17 protein-coding genes and 1 tRNA gene are annotated in these 17,554 nt (G+C 62.6%); 8 read left to right on the forward strand and 10 right to left on the reverse strand.

The window, feature by feature from the left end:
- Positions 1-94: 94 nt before the first annotated feature.
- On the reverse strand, positions 95-904 hold the full coding sequence (gene gloB / locus L0U80_RS09710; RefSeq protein ID WP_233863722.1) for a hydroxyacylglutathione hydrolase: 810 nt from the start codon (positions 902-904) through the stop codon (positions 95-97).
- A gap of 21 nt (positions 905-925) precedes the next feature.
- Between gloB and L0U80_RS09715 the strand changes: the two genes are divergently transcribed.
- The 6 genes from L0U80_RS09715 (at position 926) to L0U80_RS09740 (ending at position 5,901) form a co-directional block, all read left to right on the forward strand.
- Positions 926-1,780, forward strand: a complete 855-nt coding sequence (locus L0U80_RS09715) for a class I SAM-dependent methyltransferase (RefSeq protein WP_233863723.1) — start codon at positions 926-928, stop codon at positions 1,778-1,780.
- Positions 1,777-2,226: a ribonuclease HI gene (gene rnhA / locus L0U80_RS09720; RefSeq protein WP_124153850.1), complete on the forward strand. Its 450-nt coding sequence runs from the start codon at positions 1,777-1,779 to the stop codon at positions 2,224-2,226. Before L0U80_RS09715 ends, rnhA begins: the two co-directional genes overlap by 4 nt.
- Positions 2,227-2,268: 42 nt before the next feature.
- A complete protein-coding gene (gene dnaQ, locus L0U80_RS09725) occupies positions 2,269-2,991 on the forward strand; it encodes a DNA polymerase III subunit epsilon (protein ID WP_233863724.1) in 723 nt (240 codons plus the stop codon).
- An 84-nt stretch (positions 2,992-3,075) separates the two neighbouring features.
- A tRNA-Val gene (locus L0U80_RS09730) sits at positions 3,076-3,150 on the forward strand.
- Between the two features lie 341 nt (positions 3,151-3,491).
- On the forward strand, positions 3,492-4,055 hold the full coding sequence (locus L0U80_RS09735; RefSeq protein ID WP_233863725.1) for a DUF6680 family protein: 564 nt from the start codon (positions 3,492-3,494) through the stop codon (positions 4,053-4,055).
- Positions 4,056-4,794: 739 nt separating this feature from the next.
- Positions 4,795-5,901, forward strand: coding sequence for a porin (locus L0U80_RS09740; protein WP_233863726.1), 1,107 nt, complete (start codon positions 4,795-4,797; stop codon positions 5,899-5,901).
- 163 nt (positions 5,902-6,064) lie between these two features.
- On the opposite strand, the gene L0U80_RS09745 is transcribed toward L0U80_RS09740, so the two are convergent.
- From L0U80_RS09745 to L0U80_RS09770, 6 genes are all read right to left on the reverse strand, one after another.
- On the reverse strand, positions 6,065-6,859 hold the full coding sequence (locus tag L0U80_RS09745; protein WP_233863727.1) for an alpha/beta fold hydrolase: 795 nt from the start codon (positions 6,857-6,859) through the stop codon (positions 6,065-6,067).
- A 281-nt stretch (positions 6,860-7,140) separates the two neighbouring features.
- Positions 7,141-7,470, reverse strand: coding sequence for a hypothetical protein (locus L0U80_RS09750; RefSeq protein WP_233863728.1), 330 nt, complete (start codon positions 7,468-7,470; stop codon positions 7,141-7,143).
- Between the two features lie 94 nt (positions 7,471-7,564).
- Complete coding sequence (locus L0U80_RS09755; protein WP_233863729.1) at positions 7,565-7,714, reverse strand: hypothetical protein; 150 nt, start codon at positions 7,712-7,714, stop codon at positions 7,565-7,567.
- Between the two features lie 718 nt (positions 7,715-8,432).
- Positions 8,433-8,894 (reverse strand): DUF2214 family protein, encoded by a 462-nt coding sequence (locus tag L0U80_RS09760; RefSeq protein WP_233863730.1) that lies wholly within the window; start codon positions 8,892-8,894, stop codon positions 8,433-8,435.
- A 76-nt stretch (positions 8,895-8,970) separates the two neighbouring features.
- Complete coding sequence (locus L0U80_RS09765; protein WP_233863731.1) at positions 8,971-9,855, reverse strand: hypothetical protein; 885 nt, start codon at positions 9,853-9,855, stop codon at positions 8,971-8,973.
- 184 nt (positions 9,856-10,039) lie between these two features.
- A complete protein-coding gene (locus L0U80_RS09770) occupies positions 10,040-11,104 on the reverse strand; it encodes a glycosyltransferase family 4 protein (RefSeq protein ID WP_233863732.1) in 1,065 nt (354 codons plus the stop codon).
- 705 nt (positions 11,105-11,809) lie between these two features.
- On the opposite strand from L0U80_RS09770, the gene L0U80_RS09775 reads away from it, so the two are divergent.
- Positions 11,810-13,645 carry an ABC transporter ATP-binding protein gene (locus L0U80_RS09775; protein WP_233863733.1) on the forward strand — a complete coding sequence of 612 codons (1,836 nt, stop codon included), beginning with the start codon at positions 11,810-11,812 and terminating at the stop codon, positions 13,643-13,645.
- Between the two features lie 109 nt (positions 13,646-13,754).
- Here L0U80_RS09775 and otsA read toward each other — a convergent pair whose 3' ends face one another.
- Entirely contained in the window at positions 13,755-15,206 is a 1,452-nt protein-coding gene (gene otsA / locus L0U80_RS09780; protein WP_233863734.1) for an alpha,alpha-trehalose-phosphate synthase (UDP-forming), read from the reverse strand.
- An 82-nt stretch (positions 15,207-15,288) separates the two neighbouring features.
- On the reverse strand, positions 15,289-16,038 hold the full coding sequence (otsB, locus tag L0U80_RS09785) for a trehalose-phosphatase (protein WP_233863735.1): 750 nt from the start codon (positions 16,036-16,038) through the stop codon (positions 15,289-15,291).
- Between the two features lie 342 nt (positions 16,039-16,380).
- On the opposite strand from otsB, the gene L0U80_RS09790 reads away from it, so the two are divergent.
- On the forward strand, positions 16,381-16,842 hold the full coding sequence (locus tag L0U80_RS09790; protein WP_233863736.1) for a copper chaperone PCu(A)C: 462 nt from the start codon (positions 16,381-16,383) through the stop codon (positions 16,840-16,842).
- A gap of 158 nt (positions 16,843-17,000) precedes the next feature.
- On the opposite strand, the gene L0U80_RS09795 is transcribed toward L0U80_RS09790, so the two are convergent.
- Positions 17,001-17,489 (reverse strand): GNAT family N-acetyltransferase, encoded by a 489-nt coding sequence (locus L0U80_RS09795; protein WP_233863737.1) that lies wholly within the window; start codon positions 17,487-17,489, stop codon positions 17,001-17,003.
- Positions 17,490-17,554 lie beyond the last annotated feature (65 nt).

Genomic DNA, 17,554 nt, shown 5'->3' on the forward strand with positions numbered 1-17,554 from the left:
CGTCAATCTAAAAAAATCGAAAAAGTCATGAAAATCCGCAAGTTGGGTGCGGTTCCATACTTTTGGGATGAGCTTGCCCCTTGACCGGGTTGGGTTAGCGAAACCTGTTCTTCCATTCGCGCATCAGCGTAAAGGCTGCCAGCCGGTCCGGCACTGTTTCGTGCAACTGCTCAGCAAGCGTCGCCTGGACGGACGGGTCGCCCGCGCGCAAGAATGGATTCACGGCGCGTTCGTGCGCAATCGTGGTCGGCAGCGTCGGCACTCCGCGCTCGCGAAGCGCCGCAGCGTCGCGGCTCCAGTCGTGCAACGCGGCGTTGCCCGGATCGCAGGCCAGCGCGAAGCGGATATTCGATAGCGTGTACTCGTGCGCGCAATGGACTTGCGTGTTGCCTGGCAGCGCCGCGAGCGAGTCGAGCGACGCCAGCATCTGCGCAGGCGTGCCCTCGAAGAGGCGGCCGCAGCCGCACGCGAATAGCGTGTCGCCGCAGAAGATGTGTGGCGTGCCGGCGGAATCGGCGGCCTGGAAGTAAGCGATATGCCCGCGCGTGTGGCCGGGCACGTCGATGACAGTGAAGTCGAGCGCGGGCGCGTCCAGATGCACACGCTCGCCGCCCGCAACGCGCGTGACGAACGGGTCGAGCGGCCCGAGCGCTTCACTGGCGGGGCCGTACACCGGCACGCCCTGGCCGTTCAGCAGATCGGCCACTCCGCCGACGTGGTCCTTGTGGTGATGGGTGAGTAAAATAGCGGCAAGCCGCCAGCCGCGCTTCGCCAGATACGCACGTACCGGCGCGGCGTCGCCCGGATCAACGGCGATTGCATTACGGCCATCCGACACGACCCAGATGTAGTTGTCGTCAAAAGCCGGAACGGGTACGTATTCGTACGAAAGCGGACTATTCATTGGGGCGTCGTATTCTTCGACATGTCTGACCGAACGATTATAGACTGGCCCGCCTGGACCGATTCGCCGACCGGCAAGTACGTCCTCGAGTGGGAACAGGAGCAGCTCGACCGCGTGGTGTCGAATATATTCGGTTACCACGCGCTGCAGCTCGGCATGCCGCAGCTCGACGCGCTGCGCGAGAACCGCATGTCGTGCCGCGGCCTCGTGCTCGATGCCGCCAGCGCCGCGAGCGCGCCGTACACGGTGCCGTCCGCCCACGCGGATGACGTCCGCCGCTTCGCGGCGACGAATAGCATCGCGAACCCCGCGCGTCATGCACCCGAGGGCCGCAGCACTGTCTGGTGCGACCTGCTCGACCTGCCGTTCGAGGCACAGAGCGTCGACCTTATCGTGATGCCGCACACGCTCGAATTCACGAGCGACCCCCACCGGCTCCTGCGTGAAGCCGAGCGCGTGCTGATGCCCGAGGGGCAATTGCTGATCGTCGGCTTCAATTCGCTGTCGCTCTGGGGCGCACGGCAGTCAGCGAGCAAGCTGATTGGCCAGCCGTTCCTGCCGGCGCGTCAGGACCTCATCGCGTTCACGCGATTGAAGGACTGGATCAAGCTGCTTGGTTTCGAGCTTGAACGCGGACGTTTCGGCTGCTATCGTCCGCCGCTCGCCACCGACAAGTGGCTCGCGCGTTCCGCTTTTATGGAGGCCGCCGGCGACCGCTGGTGGCCAATCTTCGGCGCCGTCTATATGGTTACGGCGATCAAACGCGTCCAGGGCATGCGCCTCGTGGGCCCGCTGAAGGTCAAAAAACCCGTGCTGGCGCCAAGCTTGAAAGCCGCCGCCACCACACCCTCCCCTACACGCAACAAGGACACATGACTGCTCCCGACTACGTCGAAATCTTTACTGACGGCGCCTGCAAGGGCAATCCGGGCCCCGGCGGCTGGGGCGCACTGCTGCGCTTTGGCGCACAGGAAAAAGAACTGTTCGGCGGCGAGGCCGTCACGACCAACAACCGCATGGAACTGATGGGCGTGATCGCCGCGCTGGAGGCGCTCAAGCGCCCGTGCCGCGTGGTCGTCCATACCGATTCGCAATACGTTCAGAAAGGCATCAGCGAGTGGATCCACGGCTGGAAGAAAAAAAACTGGATGACGGCCGCGAAGACGCCAGTCAAGAACGATGACCTGTGGAAGCGACTCGACGCGCTCGTCGCGCAGCACGACGTCGAATGGCGCTGGGTGAAAGGCCACGCAGGACACCCGGAGAACGAGCGCGCCGACGCACTCGCGAACCGTGGCGTCGCCTCGCTCGCCGAACTTTGAGCACGCCGCGCCTTCTTTTTGTAGCAACCTGATTTATCCGACATGCGCCAGATCATTCTCGATACCGAAACTACCGGCCTGAACGCCCGCACCGGCGACCGCATCATCGAAATCGGCTGCGTCGAGCTAGTGAACCGCCGGCTCACTGGCAACAACCTGCACTTCTACGTGAATCCGGAACGCGACAGCGATCCAGGCGCGCTTGCCGTGCACGGCCTCACGACCGAGTTCCTCTCGGACAAGCCGAAGTTCGCTGAAATCGCCAACGAGATCCTGGACTTCGTCACGGGCGCGGACATCATCATTCACAACGCGCCGTTCGACATCGGCTTCCTCGACGCCGAGCTTGCGCTGCTCGGCAAGCCGTCGTTCAAGGAGCACTGCGGCGAGGTCATCGACACGCTGGTGCAGGCCAAGCAGATCTTCCCGGGCAAGCGCAATTCACTCGACGCGCTGTGCGATCGCTTCGGTATTAGCAACGCGCACCGCACGCTGCACGGCGCGCTGCTCGACTCGGAACTGCTCGCGGAGGTGTATCTCGCGATGACGCGCGGCCAGGAAAGCCTCGTCATCGACATGCTTGGAGAGACTGCCGCAACGGGCGACGTCACCGCGCCGCGCATGCAGATCGAGACGCTCGCCCTGCCCGTGATCACAGCTAACGCAGAAGAACTCGCCGCGCACGACGCGGTGCTCGACGGCCTCGACAAGGCGGTCAAGGGCACGAGCGTGTGGCGCGCGCAGCCGACAGCGGAAGGCACGTAAGCATTCGTCGCAGCAGTTGGTACGCAAACCACTTAAAAAGGGCTTTACAAGCCTCGAAAAGTCAGTCATAATTCAAAGCTCTTCGGGTGGTTAGCTCAGCGGTAGAGCACTGCCTTCACACGGCAGGGGTCACTGGTTCGATCCCAGTACTACCCACCAGATTTATGGTGTTGGTAAAGACAAGCACCGAAGCGGAAAATCAAAGGCTTACGTTGAAAGACGTAAGCCTTTTTCCGTTTACGCGCGCCGCTACCGGACCTGCACTTTATCGTACGGACGGCCCGGTACGAAAAACCGTCGCGCCCGGAACCCTGGTGCAAGGAACGCGCCGCGCCTACTCGCCCACCTACGGTCGCGAGCACGGCCTAGATTCCATGCCCGGAACCCTCCGAACACGAAGCCGCGCCCACTACTATCACCCGCGTATTCGCCACGCGTGTTGATCGACTCGTTCGCCTTGTACAATTTGAGACAATTCCCAAACACAAGAAGGAATTGCGATGAACGTAGATACGTGGGCTGTTGTCCTTGCTACATTCTTCGGGCCTATCACCGCCCTGCTCATGACACGTTGGCGCGATGGGATTGCGGCGAAATACAACCGCCGCATGTTCGTGTTTCGCGCGCTTATGGCTACTCGAAAGCTCGGCATATCCCCTGACCATGTGAACGCGCTAAACCTGATAGAAGTCGATTTCTACAAGTGCGAGGAAGTGGAGAAGGCATGGAAGACGTATCTCGACCATCTGAACACACGCTTCCCGCAAGACGATGAACCCGCAGCCCAAGTGTGGGGAAAGACAAAGGAGCGGCGCTTGGCCCAACTTCTATTCCAAATATCGAAGGTTTTGAAATTCGACATGTCTGAACTCGATCTGTTCGAGGGCGGCTATGCTCCGGAAGGATGGGCGCACAGAGATTCGCTTTCCAATGATGTGTTGGAATACTTTCGCGCTATGTCGAGAGGTAAGAAAGAGTTTCCGCTTTGGATAAATGGCATCACGCCGCAAGCTCAACAAGCCAAGCTGAACGTAGAGCCGAACGTCCCAGCGCCACAGCAATAGCCTAGTGCAAGGAAAAGCCGCGCCTACTCCCGGTCGAGAGTCCAGCGCGGCCCATAAGAAGTCGTGCGCAGCGGCCTATCCAGCATTGAACATCTTGCCCAGCGCCATTCCCCGGCAATCATCTGCAAGCCGCCATTGCGGATCGCTCGGCCGTTTCAGCCACAAGTCGCGCCACGCGTTACGGCTGCTGTTCGCGATGGTGTTGGCGAGGCTCCCAGGTGTGGTCGGCTCGCCTTGCACAGCGTCGCCCCCCTTCACTGACACGCAGGGGATTCCCCCTTTGGGGAATCCAGCAGCACTCACGCAGTGATTCGTTACACCATGGATGATGGTCGTCGATCGACCAGCCAGCGAAGTCAGCGGTTGCGTCGGCATCAGCCCGCAGCACCTCCCATGCGATCCCGGTGCCCGCAACGACCGGCGACCTGGCGTGAGAGATCGTCTCGATGATCGGAGCGACCGCGTCGCGGTACGCGCTACCCGCACACCCAAGCGTCGTGACCGCATCGAGCGAAAGCCCCCCGCTCTGACAGACTGCCGGCCCCACGGCCCGCCAACGGCGTCCACCACAAATTCGCGAAATGTTGTAGTCAGGCGACAACTGCGCGAATTCTTAACAGATTTTTATTCACCGGAAATATCATCGCCGCGTTACCCAGCGCGCGTGTCCTTACCGACCGAGCGGGTTCCAGACCCAAGCCGTCGCATAACGACGGCTATAACTAATCTTGGGGATACCATGAAAAAGACCACCGTCGCCATCGGCGCCGCCCTGCTTGCCCTTTCGGCCCAGTCTGCCTTCGCGCAGAGCTCGGTCACGCTGTACGGCATCGTTGACACTGCCGTGCGCTTCCAGACGAACGCTGACCCCGAAAACAACAACCTGGTGTCAATGCTCGAAGGTCCGATCACCGGCAGCCGCTGGGGCCTCAAGGGTACGGAAGATCTGGGTGGCGGCCTGGCAGCAGTCTTCCGCCTCGAGAATGGTTTCAACTTGTTCAATGGCGCGATGAGTAGCGCGAACACGCTGTTCAACCGGATGGCTTATGTCGGTCTGAAGAGCCAGTACGGTACGGTGACGCTCGGTAACCAGAATTCGCCGTTCTTCGACGAAATGGGTGACACGTTTGACCCGCTGACGGTTGCCAATTACTGGCAGGATAGCTGGATGTACAACGGGATCGGCAGCCACCTGCGTGTCCAGAACTCGGTCAAGTACGCGAACTCGTTCGGCGGCCTGAACGTGAAAGCGATTTACGGCTTCGGCAACCAGGCCGGCAGCGTCGGTTCGCTGAGCACGTACGGCTTCACCGCGTCGTATGCGTTCGGTCCGCTGCAAGCTCTGGTCGGCTGGCAGCAGAGCGACATCGCAAGCCAGATCCTGGGCCAAAACAAGGAAGGCAGGAAGCAGAATCAGGTAAACGTGGGCGTGGTTTACACGGTCGTACCGACGGTTCGCCTGCTCGCCGGCTGGATGCGTACGCAGGATAATTCCGGCACGACTGATGTAAACATGCAGCAACTCAGCACCCTGACGTCGTCTGATCTGAGCACGAATCGTATCGACAACTTCTTCTACATCGGCTCGACCTGGCAAGCCACCGCCCCGCTCTTGATCACCGCCGCTGGCTACTACGGCCGCGCGACCAACGCAGCACTGGGCAACGCCACGTTCGGCGGCGGCCACAACTATTCGGCCACGCTGCTGGCCGAGTACTCGCTGTCCAAGCGCACCGAAGTCTATGGTACGGTCGACTACACGCGCGGTACGGGCGCATACACCATCGACTATCCGGGTCGCAACAACCAGACCGGCGTTGCTGTCGGCCTGCGCAACATCTTCTGATGATGCTGCCCGGCCACGTGCCGGGACCGCTAATTCAGCACAAAACCGCATGCGTGAAAGCGCATGCGGTTTTTTTGTCTTCAGCAGCAACACCGATTCGCGAAGGCCTGGTGCCGCGAACGTGTCTAACGTCGGGACGCCGCGCCCCGAAACGCCTTGAGCGCTACTTCTGCACGGCCGCAGGACGCTGCGCGCTCATCCAGCCGTCGATATCATCGAGCACCTGCTTTTCAATACCGAAAAATCCATGCGGTGAGCGCCCGCCACAGTTGTCGGTACCATCGTTCGAATCCTCGGCGATGAACGTCATGCCGTAACGATGGGCCAGGTGCTCTCCGCCTGAAAATAGCGCCACCGGGCAGCTGTCATTGCGATTCGAAACGACCAGTGCCTTCTTCGGATCGGCGTTGCCAAAGCTGAGCACGGATATGCCCGGCTGACTTCTACTCGCGATAGTGACTGGAGAAGTGAGCACATAAAGATCGGCAAGGCCCGCGTCGTTTGCGAGTACGCTGCCGACCGTCACCGTTCCACGGCTCGTTCCGGTCAACACCACCAGGGCTCGCGGAAAACGCTTGCGCAGTTCAGCGACGACAGCTCGCTGATCGGCGAGGCTGTCACGGCTCAGGCGGTATTGGTCGTCCCCTCCGTCGGCGTGGTCGGAAGGCATGTCGACAAGCGCCACGGCGTAGCCCTTGTCGATCCAGTAGCGCGCCGTCCGGATCAGGAAGTTGCCGCCATAGGCGGTGGCACCCGTCGAGTCGAGCTTGAGCGCCCCACTACCGCCGCTATATAGCGCCACGGCGAACGGCGGATTCTCAACCGGCGATTCGATGAAGATGCCCTGCGTCACGCCTGCCCGCGTTGGGAGCGTCACGAAGGCGCCATGTTCGAGTGGAGCCGCGTATGCGTGCGCGGCGATGAACATCGCCGCCATCGCGCAGCAGATGCGTTTCATTAGTGACGCTCCGTGAAATGGTGGGCAGCAGACGTACAGCGATACCCGATGCGAACGCCGACCCGTATTCGCATGATCCGAAACCGAGGTGCGTGAACGTGTCCGAATGGCCCGTAGAATTCCGGCCCCGCACCGCACGATATTTCAACACACATCGATTCGCTGCGCCGAGTTACTCATGTCGGCTTGCCATCGTTCCGCCGAACCGCGTCTTGTCTTTCTGAACCCGTCACTACGGGGTATCCAGATGAGCCTGCATGCGGCGCCGCCCCGTCGGCAAGTCATATTTCATCGGCGTGCAAAGTGTGAATACCGTCAATCAACTGACGACCCCGATCGTCGATCGTTTCGTCATGGAAGACCAGCAGATCGCGCAGCGCGGCCGAAAGTGTCGCGACGGCATGCGGCGTCGAGGGTAGAAATGGCCACACGTGCAGGAGATACACGAGAGGAATGAGTTCGCGGCGCTCACACCAGTGGTCGAACAACGCGATGCAAAGATCATCGACTTGCCGACGCACGCGGAAATCGACGGCAATACAAAGCGAATTCGCGTCACCTCGGGCGTATGTGACTTCGTGGCCGTTTCGGCTGCTGGGGATGATTTTCATTTTTTTCGCCTCAAGGTAGCTATCTGATCCACGCATGCAGGCACTCCAGGGTCGACGTCATCGCGCGTTCCGGCGGGGCGATACTCGCCTGACACTACGCCACACCGAACACATTTATCTCCTCGTACAAACTCTCCTTCGCAGCAGCCGATTGTTCGATCAGCGACGTATCGCGTTGCATCGTTCGGTCGAGTTTCGCGGTTGCGACGTTGACCTCATCAGGTGCATCGGACTGCTTATGCATCGCAGATCAGTTCGGTCCTGTCGAAGCCGCAGACCTCGACGCTTGCCGCGTTGCCAGAAGCCATGCAGCCTCGCTCGTCGGCCACCAAGATGATCGTCGTGCCAACCTTGCATTCAAGCTCACGCTACGCATGTGGCAGATTGTCACGCATGGTTGAGTCATTGCCGTCCGGACGGTCATCGACGTAACTACCGCTCGCTATTTAATAGCCTATAAATGCGGATTAAGTTAAGGGAAAAGTCAGACGAAAACGTTTGTCTTTTTGAACGCGTGATGTCCATCAATCGAGAGCGAGCGGTTCTCATCGCGGAAACGCTCGTTTAACGAAGTGGCAACGCCCGCACGCTGACGATTGCTGCTGGAAGCTGAAATGCATACAGCATCAAGCACGATGGTCGAATGGCCGAGCTATGAACCGCACTGCGGCGCCGGTTATACGCGCGTGCGGCCTTTAAGAAGCGGCGGTGATTTAACCGCCAGGAGCCCCAAGTCGTGTTGATGTCCGGTGGCTCCAGCGTCACGAGGCGTTCAATACGACATTCGCTTGCGGTATCGCTTCACAGCGCGACGACACTTTCCAGCACGCGGAGCCACCAACAAGAGTGCGGCAGGAATAAAGCGGCTCCGGTCGCAATACGCACACGAGTCAATTTCGCCTCAGCGGAATTGCTCCCGCGTTCTTGTATTTGTTCCGACGGCATTCACATAACAGGCCGCGTCACACGGGCGCGTCCAGCCCGATCCCGCGTGCCATCCCGGAGGCCGCGAACACCATCACGATCAGCAACACGGTCTGCCACGCCCCGATCCGCGCGTACTTCGTGGCCCCAGTCAGATCAGGAACGTCGCCGCGTCGCACAGCGAGCCGCCAGCGCAGCAGCGCCATCATCGGCGCGATTTCCAGTAGCAGGATCAGCACAAGCGCGGCCATCTTCACGTGAAAGAACGGCTCGTGAAAGTAGTACGTCGCCCCCTTCTCGAAGCCACCGAACGCGCGCATCACCCCTGTCACGATCAGCACGAGCGCAGAGAGACCCCAGCCGCTGTCAGCGCTGAAGATGCTGGGAAGGTCTTCGGTGGACGTGCAGCGGCGCAGGCCGCGAGAGCGTCGCAGGATCGACGCGAGCGCGAAACCGAACGCGAGCAGGTGAACGGAGGCAAGCAACCAGCTGGAAACCATCGCGACTCCTTCGGTTGAGCGACGGGATCGGCCAGGCGTCGCGCGACGCGCCACGCGACGACCCGTTACTACGCCATCATGCCTGCTTGAGCGCAGCGTCGAGTGCGCGAGCGGCCACGCGATCGCCATCGGTGGCGAGCCGGACACTGAACACCGTGTGGCGGTTATGACCAGCCGCGGCGGGCGAATCCCACAGCAAGTCGATCTTCGTCCACCGCATAGTGGCGCCCTTCTCCGACTTCCAGTCCGCGGTACCACCGGGACGTGCCGGTTCCTCGACAGGCGACCGCCCGACGTTGTCGGTACTTACACCGACGTCGGTCTGCAACGGCGGCGGCAGGAGCGCCGCCGGCGCAGCCGCAACCGGGTGCGCGTCCTGCGGCCAACGCACGGACAGTTCGCGCGCGTCGTACTGGCCGACCTTGCGGCTTTCCAGCCAGACGATGGTGGTGCGCGTGGCCGAATCGAGCGAAACCGCATAGCGGCCGATCGCAAAACGCCGGGCAGCGATGTTGGTCCGCCAGAGAGCGCGCGGACGGCAGATCCAGATGACAGCGCCGTAGAGCGCCGGCGCGACGACGAGCCATCCGTTGGTCGCCACGACGGCGTGGGCCGCCCGCCGCCAGCCCGCGGACCAGACAAACACCCCGATAGACCAGAGCGCGAACAGGCAGCCGAGCAGGCCGAAAAAGCGCAGCGCCTGGCGCAGCCACTGCGGTAACGGATGGAACGGCCGCTCCACGCGCGCCCGGGCGCCTGGCAGGACGATCAGCAGAAACAGGAAGACGAGATTGATGCACGCCCAGGGCGACGAAGCCATGCCGGTAAGCGCGGAGATGAAGTTCATCTCCGCCATCGAATAGAGCCACCGCGCGAGGAGCACCAGACCGATCGCGCGCAAGGCGAACATCGTCCCGGCGCCGGGTACGGCGGCCGTGGGCGTCGGTCGGGTTCTTGCCAAGGCTCTTCTCCTCACGTCGTGGGCGCCGCCGGATTTGCGGCACGGCCATTATAGGGACATTGCCGCCCGCCCTCACGCTGATCCGCAAAGCCGCACGCACATAAGACAACGCCCCGGTGCGCAGGCACCGGGGCGTTGCAGGGAAACCGAACGGGCAGCCTGAGGTGCCCGACGTCAGACGGACTTAGCCGGCCGCAACTTCACGCAGCACAGTGCGGCGCTTCTGACGCAGCAGTTCCTCATAGACCGCAACGTAATTCGTCGCCATCACCTTCGACGTGAAGCGCGCTTCGAACGCTGCGCGGACCTTCTCGCGCGGCAGCGACGACAGACGCTTGATCGCGGCGACCGCGCTGATTTCGTCTTCGACGACGAAGCCCGACACGCCATTCTCGATGACTTCCGGCACCGAGCCGCGGTTGAACGCGACAACCGGCGTGCCGCAGGCCATCGCCTCGATCATCACGAGGCCGAACGGCTCCGGCCAGTCGATCGGGAACACCAGCGCGTGCGCGTTGCCGAGGAATTCGGCCTTCTCGCTTTCGCCGATTTCGCCGATGTACTCGACGTGCGGCAGCGCCATCAGCGGACGGATGACTTCTTCGTAATAGGCGCGGTCAGCCTTGTCGATCTTGGCCGCGACCTTGAGCTTCATGCCAGCCTGACCAGCGATGCGGATCGCTTTGTCGAGGCCCTTCTCCGGCGAAACACGGCCGAGGAATGCGAGGTACTCGGGCTTGACGTTCGGAATCGGCTTGAGCACGTTTTCCGGCAGACCGTGGTAGACGGTCTTCAGCCAGTTGGCCTGCTGGAGCGGGAGGCGCTGGTTGTCCGAAATCGAGACGACCGGCACGTCGCTGAACGCGTTGAAAATCGGCTGCAGTTCCGGCAGGTCGAGACGGCCGTGCATCGTCGTGACGAACGGCACTTCCTGACGCTGGAACAGCGAGAACGGGTAGTAGTCGATGTGGAAGTGCAGCACGTCGAATTCGTCCGCGCGGCGGCGAACTTCTTCGAGCAGCAGCATGTGCGGAGCCATCACATCGCGGATCGTCGGGTCGAGACGCAGGGCCTGCGGCCAGAACGCTTCGAGCTTCGCCGAGGTAATCGAATCGCCGCTCGCGAACAGCGTGACATCGTGGCCCTGCGCGACCAGCGCTTCGGTCAGGTTGGAGACCACCCGTTCCGTGCCGCCGTACAGCTTGGGAGGAACCGCCTCGTGCAAGGGAGCGATTTGAGCGATTCGCATAGTGGTGAACTCCTTCCTCGTAATAAATCGGGCAAAGTACTGCAGGTTTGACAATCGACCCTCACCGGCGCCGGCACCCTTGCCGTTCGCCTCCAGAGGCTCTGTTACCGCAAATCACGCCGGCTTTGCCGGCGCGCTAGCCGTCGCTGGGTCAGATTGACGAAACGGCACTAGCGAGTAAACGCGCAGGGTTCGCGGTCGTTGACACAAAAGCTGTCAGATTCCCTACGTTTTCCGAGACGGCATTATCCGGGCCCACAGCCTCTACCGGTCAGAACATTTCAAATGCTTTACGTTGTTACAAGCCGGTAACACTCGGCAACCCTCTGTTTTAAAACGCAGTTTTAAATTAGGGGATCGAACGCGGGTCCGGCAGTCCGGCCACGGCACATCAATTGCGAGCGCAGCCGTCGCCCCAATCACCCCGGGCCGGCCATGCGTGGCACCGCAATGAATGGAACCTGTAATTGTATCTCTAAAACAGTCGCTGTATGGCGTTTACCCTTGGCTGCAACAGCTTGTCGCCTATGCCTGTCTAGCGCGGTGGTGTCGCGATATGATGCGCGTCCCATGGCCCTGGGCGATGCGCCTTACGCAAGGGGTGTTTACAATGCGTGATAGTTCTCCTTTGTTGGCGTTTGCTCGCCTGCTCTCTACTTTTTTCACCCTGGACGGATTCGTTCCGTCAGACCGACCACCGATCAATTGGAACATCTGACCATCGCCCAGCGTAACGCCCACAACGCAAAGCTCGCGAGCTATGCGCGGCGGCCGCTTGCGTTCCTGTTTCGTTACATCCGGCGCCACCCGCTTGCGCACTCCATCGTGCTCGCGAGCGTGTTCGCGGCCGTCGGCTGCGCGCTCGCTTCGCAGTACGCCATCAAGCACCTGATCGACGTGCTCGGCGAGGGACGCCACCACCCCGGGCCGCTGTGGACCGCGTTCGCGCTGCTCGTCGGCCTGATCGCCGCCGATAACCTCCTCTGGCGGGTGGGCGGCTGGTTCGCTGCGCACACGTTCGTGGCCGTGACAGGCGATCTTCGGCGCGACCTGTTCCAGTACCTGAGCGGCCACTCGCCCAGCTACTACGCGGAAAAACAGCCTGGCACGCTCGCCAGTCGCATCACCGCAACCTCGAACGCCGTCTACACCGCCGAGAACACCACGGCGTGGAACGTGCTACCGCCATGTATCGCCGTGGCGGGCGCAATCGTCATGATCATCACCGTGAACCCGATGATGGCGGGGGGCCTCCTGCTCTGTTCGGCGATCCTCTCGGTGATCCTCTTCAAGCTCGCCGGGCGCGGCTCGTCGCGCCACCACACGTTCGCGACGAAGGCCGCTTCCGTGGACGGCGAGCTGGTCGACGTGATCGGCAACATGGCGCTGGTGCGCGCGTTCGGCATGACGTTCCGGGAGCAGAAGCGCTTTCGCGCGACCGTGAAGGCAGAGATGGACGCCCGCCGCGACAGCCTGCTCTACCTCGAAAGGCTGCGTCTCCTGCACGCCGTGATTACCGCGATGCTTTCGGCGGGACTGCTCGGCTGGGCGCTCTGGCTCTGGGACCAGGGCCGCGCCACTTCCGGTGACATCGTGCTCGTCAGCTCGCTCGGCTTCACGATCCTGCACGGCACGCGCGACCTCGCTGTCGCGCTCGTGGACGTCACGCAGCACGTCGCGCGTCTCGCGGAAGCCGTCCAGACGCTGCTCGAACCGCACGGGATGCCCGACCGCGACGACGCAACCCAACTCATCCCCCAGGGCGGCCGCGTCGACTTCGAGGGCGTGACCTTCGCCTATCCGCACCGCAAGGCGATCCTCGACCATTTCGACCTCCGTATCGAAGCCGGTCAGCGCGTGGGCCTGATCGGCAAGTCGGGCGCGGGCAAGACGACCGTCCTCGCGTTGCTGCAACGTTTCTACGAGACCCAGGGCGGCGCGATCAAGATCGACGGCCAGAATATCGCGACGGTCACGCAGGAGAGCCTGCGTAACGCGATTGCCCTCGTGCCGCAGGACATCTCGCTCCTGCACCGTTCGATCTACGAGAACATCGCCTACGGCCGCCCCGACGCGACCCGCGAGGAAGTGCTCGCCGCCGCCCGCGAGGCGCGCTGCTCCGACTTCATCGAGGCCATGCCGGAAACCTATGACACGATCGTCGGCGACCGCGGCGTGAAGCTCTCGGGCGGCCAGCGCCAGCGCATCGCGATCGCGCGCGCGATCCTGAAGAACGCGCCGATCCTGCTGCTCGACGAAGCGACCTCGGCACTCGATAGCGCCTCCGAAGAAGCGATCCAGCTCGCGCTCGACCGGCTGATGGTCGGCCGCACCGTGATCGCCATCGCGCACCGTCTCTCCACGCTGCAGAATTTCGACCGCATCATCGTGATGAGTACGGGCAAGGTGATCGACGACGGTAGCCCGGAAGAACTGCGCGAGCGTGCGGGGCTCTACCGCGAACTGCTCGCCAAGCAGTACGGCAAGCATTCCACGCTGCATCTGGGCAGCAAGAAGGCCGACGAGAAACACGTCGCCTGACGCGAGCGCCGCACCGGCGCATCAAACGCAACAGCCACAAAAAAAGCCGCTTCGATCGAAGCGGCTTTTTTTTGCGTGCGATCCGGCGGGCCGCACTAATGGCAAACGGTCAGCCCTGCTGCCCCTGCGCCTCACCGTGCGCCGTCGTCGCAAACGGCAGCGCGACGCCGCGACGCGCGACGATCTGCGTGAGGTCGCGCATGAAGCGGTCGCGCCAGACCGACACGTTGTTCTCGCGCAGCTGGCTCATCATGTCGCGGTAACGCGCCTCGCGCTCGGCAAGCGGCATCGCGAGCGCCGTGGCGAGCGCGTCTGCCATGCCGTCGATGTCGAGCGGATTGACGATCAGCGCGCCAGTCAGTTCCTGCGCAGCGCCCGCGAAACGCGACAGTACAAGCACACCCGGATTTTCAGGGTCCTGCGCCGATACGTACTCCTTGGCGACCAGGTTCATGCCGTCACGCAGCGGCGTCACGTAACCGACGTGCGATGCGCGGAACAGCGCCGCCAGCACCGCGCGCTCGTACTGGCGATGGATATACAGAATCGGCGTCCAGTCGAGTTCGGCGAAACGGCCGTTGATGCGCCCCGATTCCGACTCCAGACGCAGCCGGATGTCCTGGTAAGCATGCAGATCGGCGCGTGTGGGCGGTGCGATCTGCACGAACGAGACATTGTTGCGTGCTGTCGCATGATGGTCGAGCAGCCGCTCGAACGCGCGAAAGCGCTCGACGAGCCCCTTCGAATAGTCGAGCCGGTCGACGCTCATGATGACCTTGCGGCCGTGCAGCGTCTCCTTGAGCGTGCGCACGGCCTTGCCGCGTTCGCCCGCCTTCGCGAGTTCGGCGACTTCGTCGGGATAGACGCCGATCGGATAGTCGCCCGCGAACAGGGTCTGCCCGAACGCCTCGATGCGCGTCAGGCCGTCCGGCTGGTGCGCCACCGCCCCGCCCGCCTCGTTGATAACGTAGTCGCAGAATGCGCGCAGGTCGGGCTTCGTCTGGAAGCCGAGCAGATCGAACGAGCACAGCGCCTGAATCAGCTCGCGGTGTGGCGGCACGGCGAGCAGCACCTGCGAAGCCGGAAACGGAATATGCAGGAAGAAGCCGATGCGGTTCTTCACGCCCGCCGCGCGCAACGCCTGCGCGAACGGGATCAGATGGTAGTCGTGGACCCAGATGACGTCGTCGTCGCGCAGGAGCGGCACGAGCTGCTGCGCGAGCCACGTGTTCACCCGGCAGTAGCCTTCGAAGTCGTGACGGTCGTACTGGACGAGATCGGCGCGATAGTGGAATGCCGGCCACAGCGTCGCGTTCGAAAAGCCGCGGTAGTACTGGTCGTAGTCGCGGCGCAAAAGGCCGATCGTGGCGAACGTGACCGGGCCGTGTTCCTCGAGCTTGATCTGCGGCTGCCCCGACGTGAGGACGTCGCCGCTCCAGCCGAACCACATGCCGCCCGTCTCTTTCAGCGCATCATAGACGCCCACCGCGAGGCCGCCAGCAGCCGGGAGGCCTTCGGAGATTGGCGCGACCCGGTTCGACACGATAATCAATCGGCTCATGAGGTGCGGGGTCCGTTCAGGAATAAGTGGGAGAGCGCCGCGATTGTGCGAATGAGCGGCGCGATTGCCATCAGGCGGGGGCTCACGCGTCGCGCATCGCTGCAATGAGCGACGCGAGCCAGCCAAGCAGCGCATCGACCGAATCGACGCGCGTCTGCGCGATCGTATCGCCGCCGCCCACCTTGATCGAAAGCCCGCGCTGCGTGTTGACGACCGCGAAGCCCTTCTCGTCGGTCAGGTCGTCGCCGGCGAATACCGGACGGCGGCCCGCGAACGGCGGCTCGTCGAGAAAGGCGCGCAGCGCGCGGCCCTTGTCGACATCCTTTGGCTTGATCTCGTAGACCATCTTGCCGGGCTGCAACACGTAGGCATCGGCGAATTCGCCCGCGAGACGCGTGGTCACTTCGCGCGCGGCACCCTCGAAATCGGGCGCGTTGCGGTAGTGCAGCGCCACCGCCGCCCCCTTGATCTCGAGCAGCATGCCCGGATGCACGCGCACCACTTCCGCGAGCACCTGCTCCATGTGCAGGAGCCGCTGATCGTTGAATCCCACGCGCTGTGTGTCGCCATTGGCGTCGCGCCGTTCTGCGCCGTGCAGGCCTGCTACCGGCAGGTCCGGCATGCCGAGGAACGCGTCGATGCTGTCGATGCCGCGCCCCGACAGGATCGCAACTGCGCCGTGCGTCACACGCCGCAACTCGGCGAGTAGCGCGAGCATGTCGGGACGCACCAGCACGCCATCGGGCGTCGGTGCGAGATCGACGAGCGTGCCGTCGAAATCGAAGAAGAAAGCCGTCTGATCAGGCGGCAATACAGCCGGTAGTGCTTGCATTCCGTGTTTTTCGCCCATCGGCGCTTGCCGGATAAGGTTCCGGCGGCGCATTGAGCCGGCGGAGAAAGTGTGCGCATCTTACCGCGCCTTCAACGGATTTTCGAGAACGTAAGGTTCGAACCCCAGCTTTCGCGCCGTCGCGGCCGGCAATTTGACTCCAGTCGACAACGCATCCGGCCTCACACGGCAGTCCGGCTCCAATTTTGCTAAAGTCGCAGCGACCTGCCGCGCGACGTGCGCCGCCGCTCGAAGCGCCCTCGCGTCGCCATTCACGTAGTCTCGCATTCGTCGGCCGTATAACGCGCCAGTCCGGCTTTCGCCTTACCCGTAACAGGAAATGTGATGAAGAAGAAACTGCACTCCCTCACCGCCACGTTGATCTGCTCGCTCGGCTTCGCTTGCGCCACGTTCGTGCCGACTGCGCAAGCCGCCGGCACGGCGATCACCGCCCAGAACGCATGGGTGCGCTGGCTGCCCAACAACCTGCCCGCGGGAGGTTACGTCACACTCAAGAACGAGGGCGACCGGAACATCGATGTCGTGGACGTTTCAAGCGACGACTATGGCAGCGTGATGATGCATCAGACCGTCTCGAACGGATCGACGAAGAAGATGATGATGGTGGACAAGGTGACGGTGCCGGCGCACGGGTCGGTGTCGTTCGAGCCGGGTGGCTATCACCTGATGCTTGAGGAAGCGAAGCACAAGATCGCGCCGGGTGACACGGTACACGTCAAGCTGCACTTCTCGGACGGCCAAGCGCTCGACACGCCCTTCACTGTGAAAGCGCCCGCACAGCAGTAACGCAGGCAAGCAACTCGCGATAAAGCCGCGCGTCCGCCGGACCGCGTTCCGGTCCGGACGCCGCGCACCGATGTCTTCCTGCGTGGGTTCTTCATGCGTCGCGCAGCACGTGGCCCCGGGAACGCTCTACATCGCGATGGCGGCCCGGGGTGCGGCGCTCATTCCGAACGCATCCAGACGTGCGGGATGCCGTCTTCGTCGTGAATATCAGAGACCGGCCCGAAGCCGAACGCGCCGTAGAACTTCTGCAGATGGGCCTGCGCGTGCAGTCGCATCGGCACGCGTGGCCATTGCTGACCGATCAGGTGTATCACCCGTTCGAGCAGCGCATTGCCGAGCTTGATGCCGCGATAGCCCGCCGTGGTCAGCACACGGCCGATGCGCACGTCGGGGTCGCTCGAATCGGGTAGCAATACGCGTAGATAGCCCGCAATCGCAGGACGCTCCCCCGCCGTATCCCAGGCGAAGAGGTGCCAGGCGGCGGCATCGAGGCCGTCGATGTCGCCGTAGACGCAGTTCTGCTCGACAACGAAAACGTCCGAGCGCACCTTGAGCATCTCGTAGACCTCACGGGTGTCGAGCGCATCGAAAGCCTTCCAGCGCCAGTCGAACTGCGGGAGCGGCAATGCGGGGGACGGCGTAGTCATCGTTGATTTCCGGCAAGTGTCGTGTCAATCCACGATTATGCCGTGCCATGTGGACGCCCCACAAC

The organism is Paraburkholderia adhaesiva (assembly GCF_021390575.1).
In the GTDB taxonomy this organism is placed as follows: domain Bacteria; phylum Pseudomonadota; class Gammaproteobacteria; order Burkholderiales; family Burkholderiaceae; genus Paraburkholderia; species Paraburkholderia adhaesiva.

Coding starts and splice junctions, on each gene's coding strand:
- gloB (WP_233863722.1), bottom strand. CDS start 904: ATGAATAGTCCGCTTTCGTACGAATACGTACCCGTTCCGGCTTTTGAC.
- L0U80_RS09715 (WP_233863723.1), top strand. CDS start 926: ATGTCTGACCGAACGATTATAGACTGGCCCGCCTGGACCGATTCGCCG.
- rnhA (WP_124153850.1), top strand. CDS start 1,777: ATGACTGCTCCCGACTACGTCGAAATCTTTACTGACGGCGCCTGCAAG.
- dnaQ (WP_233863724.1), top strand. CDS start 2,269: ATGCGCCAGATCATTCTCGATACCGAAACTACCGGCCTGAACGCCCGC.
- L0U80_RS09735 (WP_233863725.1), top strand. CDS start 3,492: ATGAACGTAGATACGTGGGCTGTTGTCCTTGCTACATTCTTCGGGCCT.
- L0U80_RS09740 (WP_233863726.1), top strand. CDS start 4,795: ATGAAAAAGACCACCGTCGCCATCGGCGCCGCCCTGCTTGCCCTTTCG.
- L0U80_RS09745 (WP_233863727.1), bottom strand. CDS start 6,859: ATGAAACGCATCTGCTGCGCGATGGCGGCGATGTTCATCGCCGCGCAC.
- L0U80_RS09750 (WP_233863728.1), bottom strand. CDS start 7,470: ATGAAAATCATCCCCAGCAGCCGAAACGGCCACGAAGTCACATACGCC.
- L0U80_RS09755 (WP_233863729.1), bottom strand. CDS start 7,714: ATGCATAAGCAGTCCGATGCACCTGATGAGGTCAACGTCGCAACCGCG.
- L0U80_RS09760 (WP_233863730.1), bottom strand. CDS start 8,894: ATGGTTTCCAGCTGGTTGCTTGCCTCCGTTCACCTGCTCGCGTTCGGT.
- L0U80_RS09770 (WP_233863732.1), bottom strand. CDS start 11,104: ATGCGAATCGCTCAAATCGCTCCCTTGCACGAGGCGGTTCCTCCCAAG.
- otsA (WP_233863734.1), bottom strand. CDS start 15,206: ATGAGCCGATTGATTATCGTGTCGAACCGGGTCGCGCCAATCTCCGAA.
- otsB (WP_233863735.1), bottom strand. CDS start 16,038: ATGCAAGCACTACCGGCTGTATTGCCGCCTGATCAGACGGCTTTCTTC.
- L0U80_RS09790 (WP_233863736.1), top strand. CDS start 16,381: ATGAAGAAGAAACTGCACTCCCTCACCGCCACGTTGATCTGCTCGCTC.
- L0U80_RS09795 (WP_233863737.1), bottom strand. CDS start 17,489: ATGACTACGCCGTCCCCCGCATTGCCGCTCCCGCAGTTCGACTGGCGC.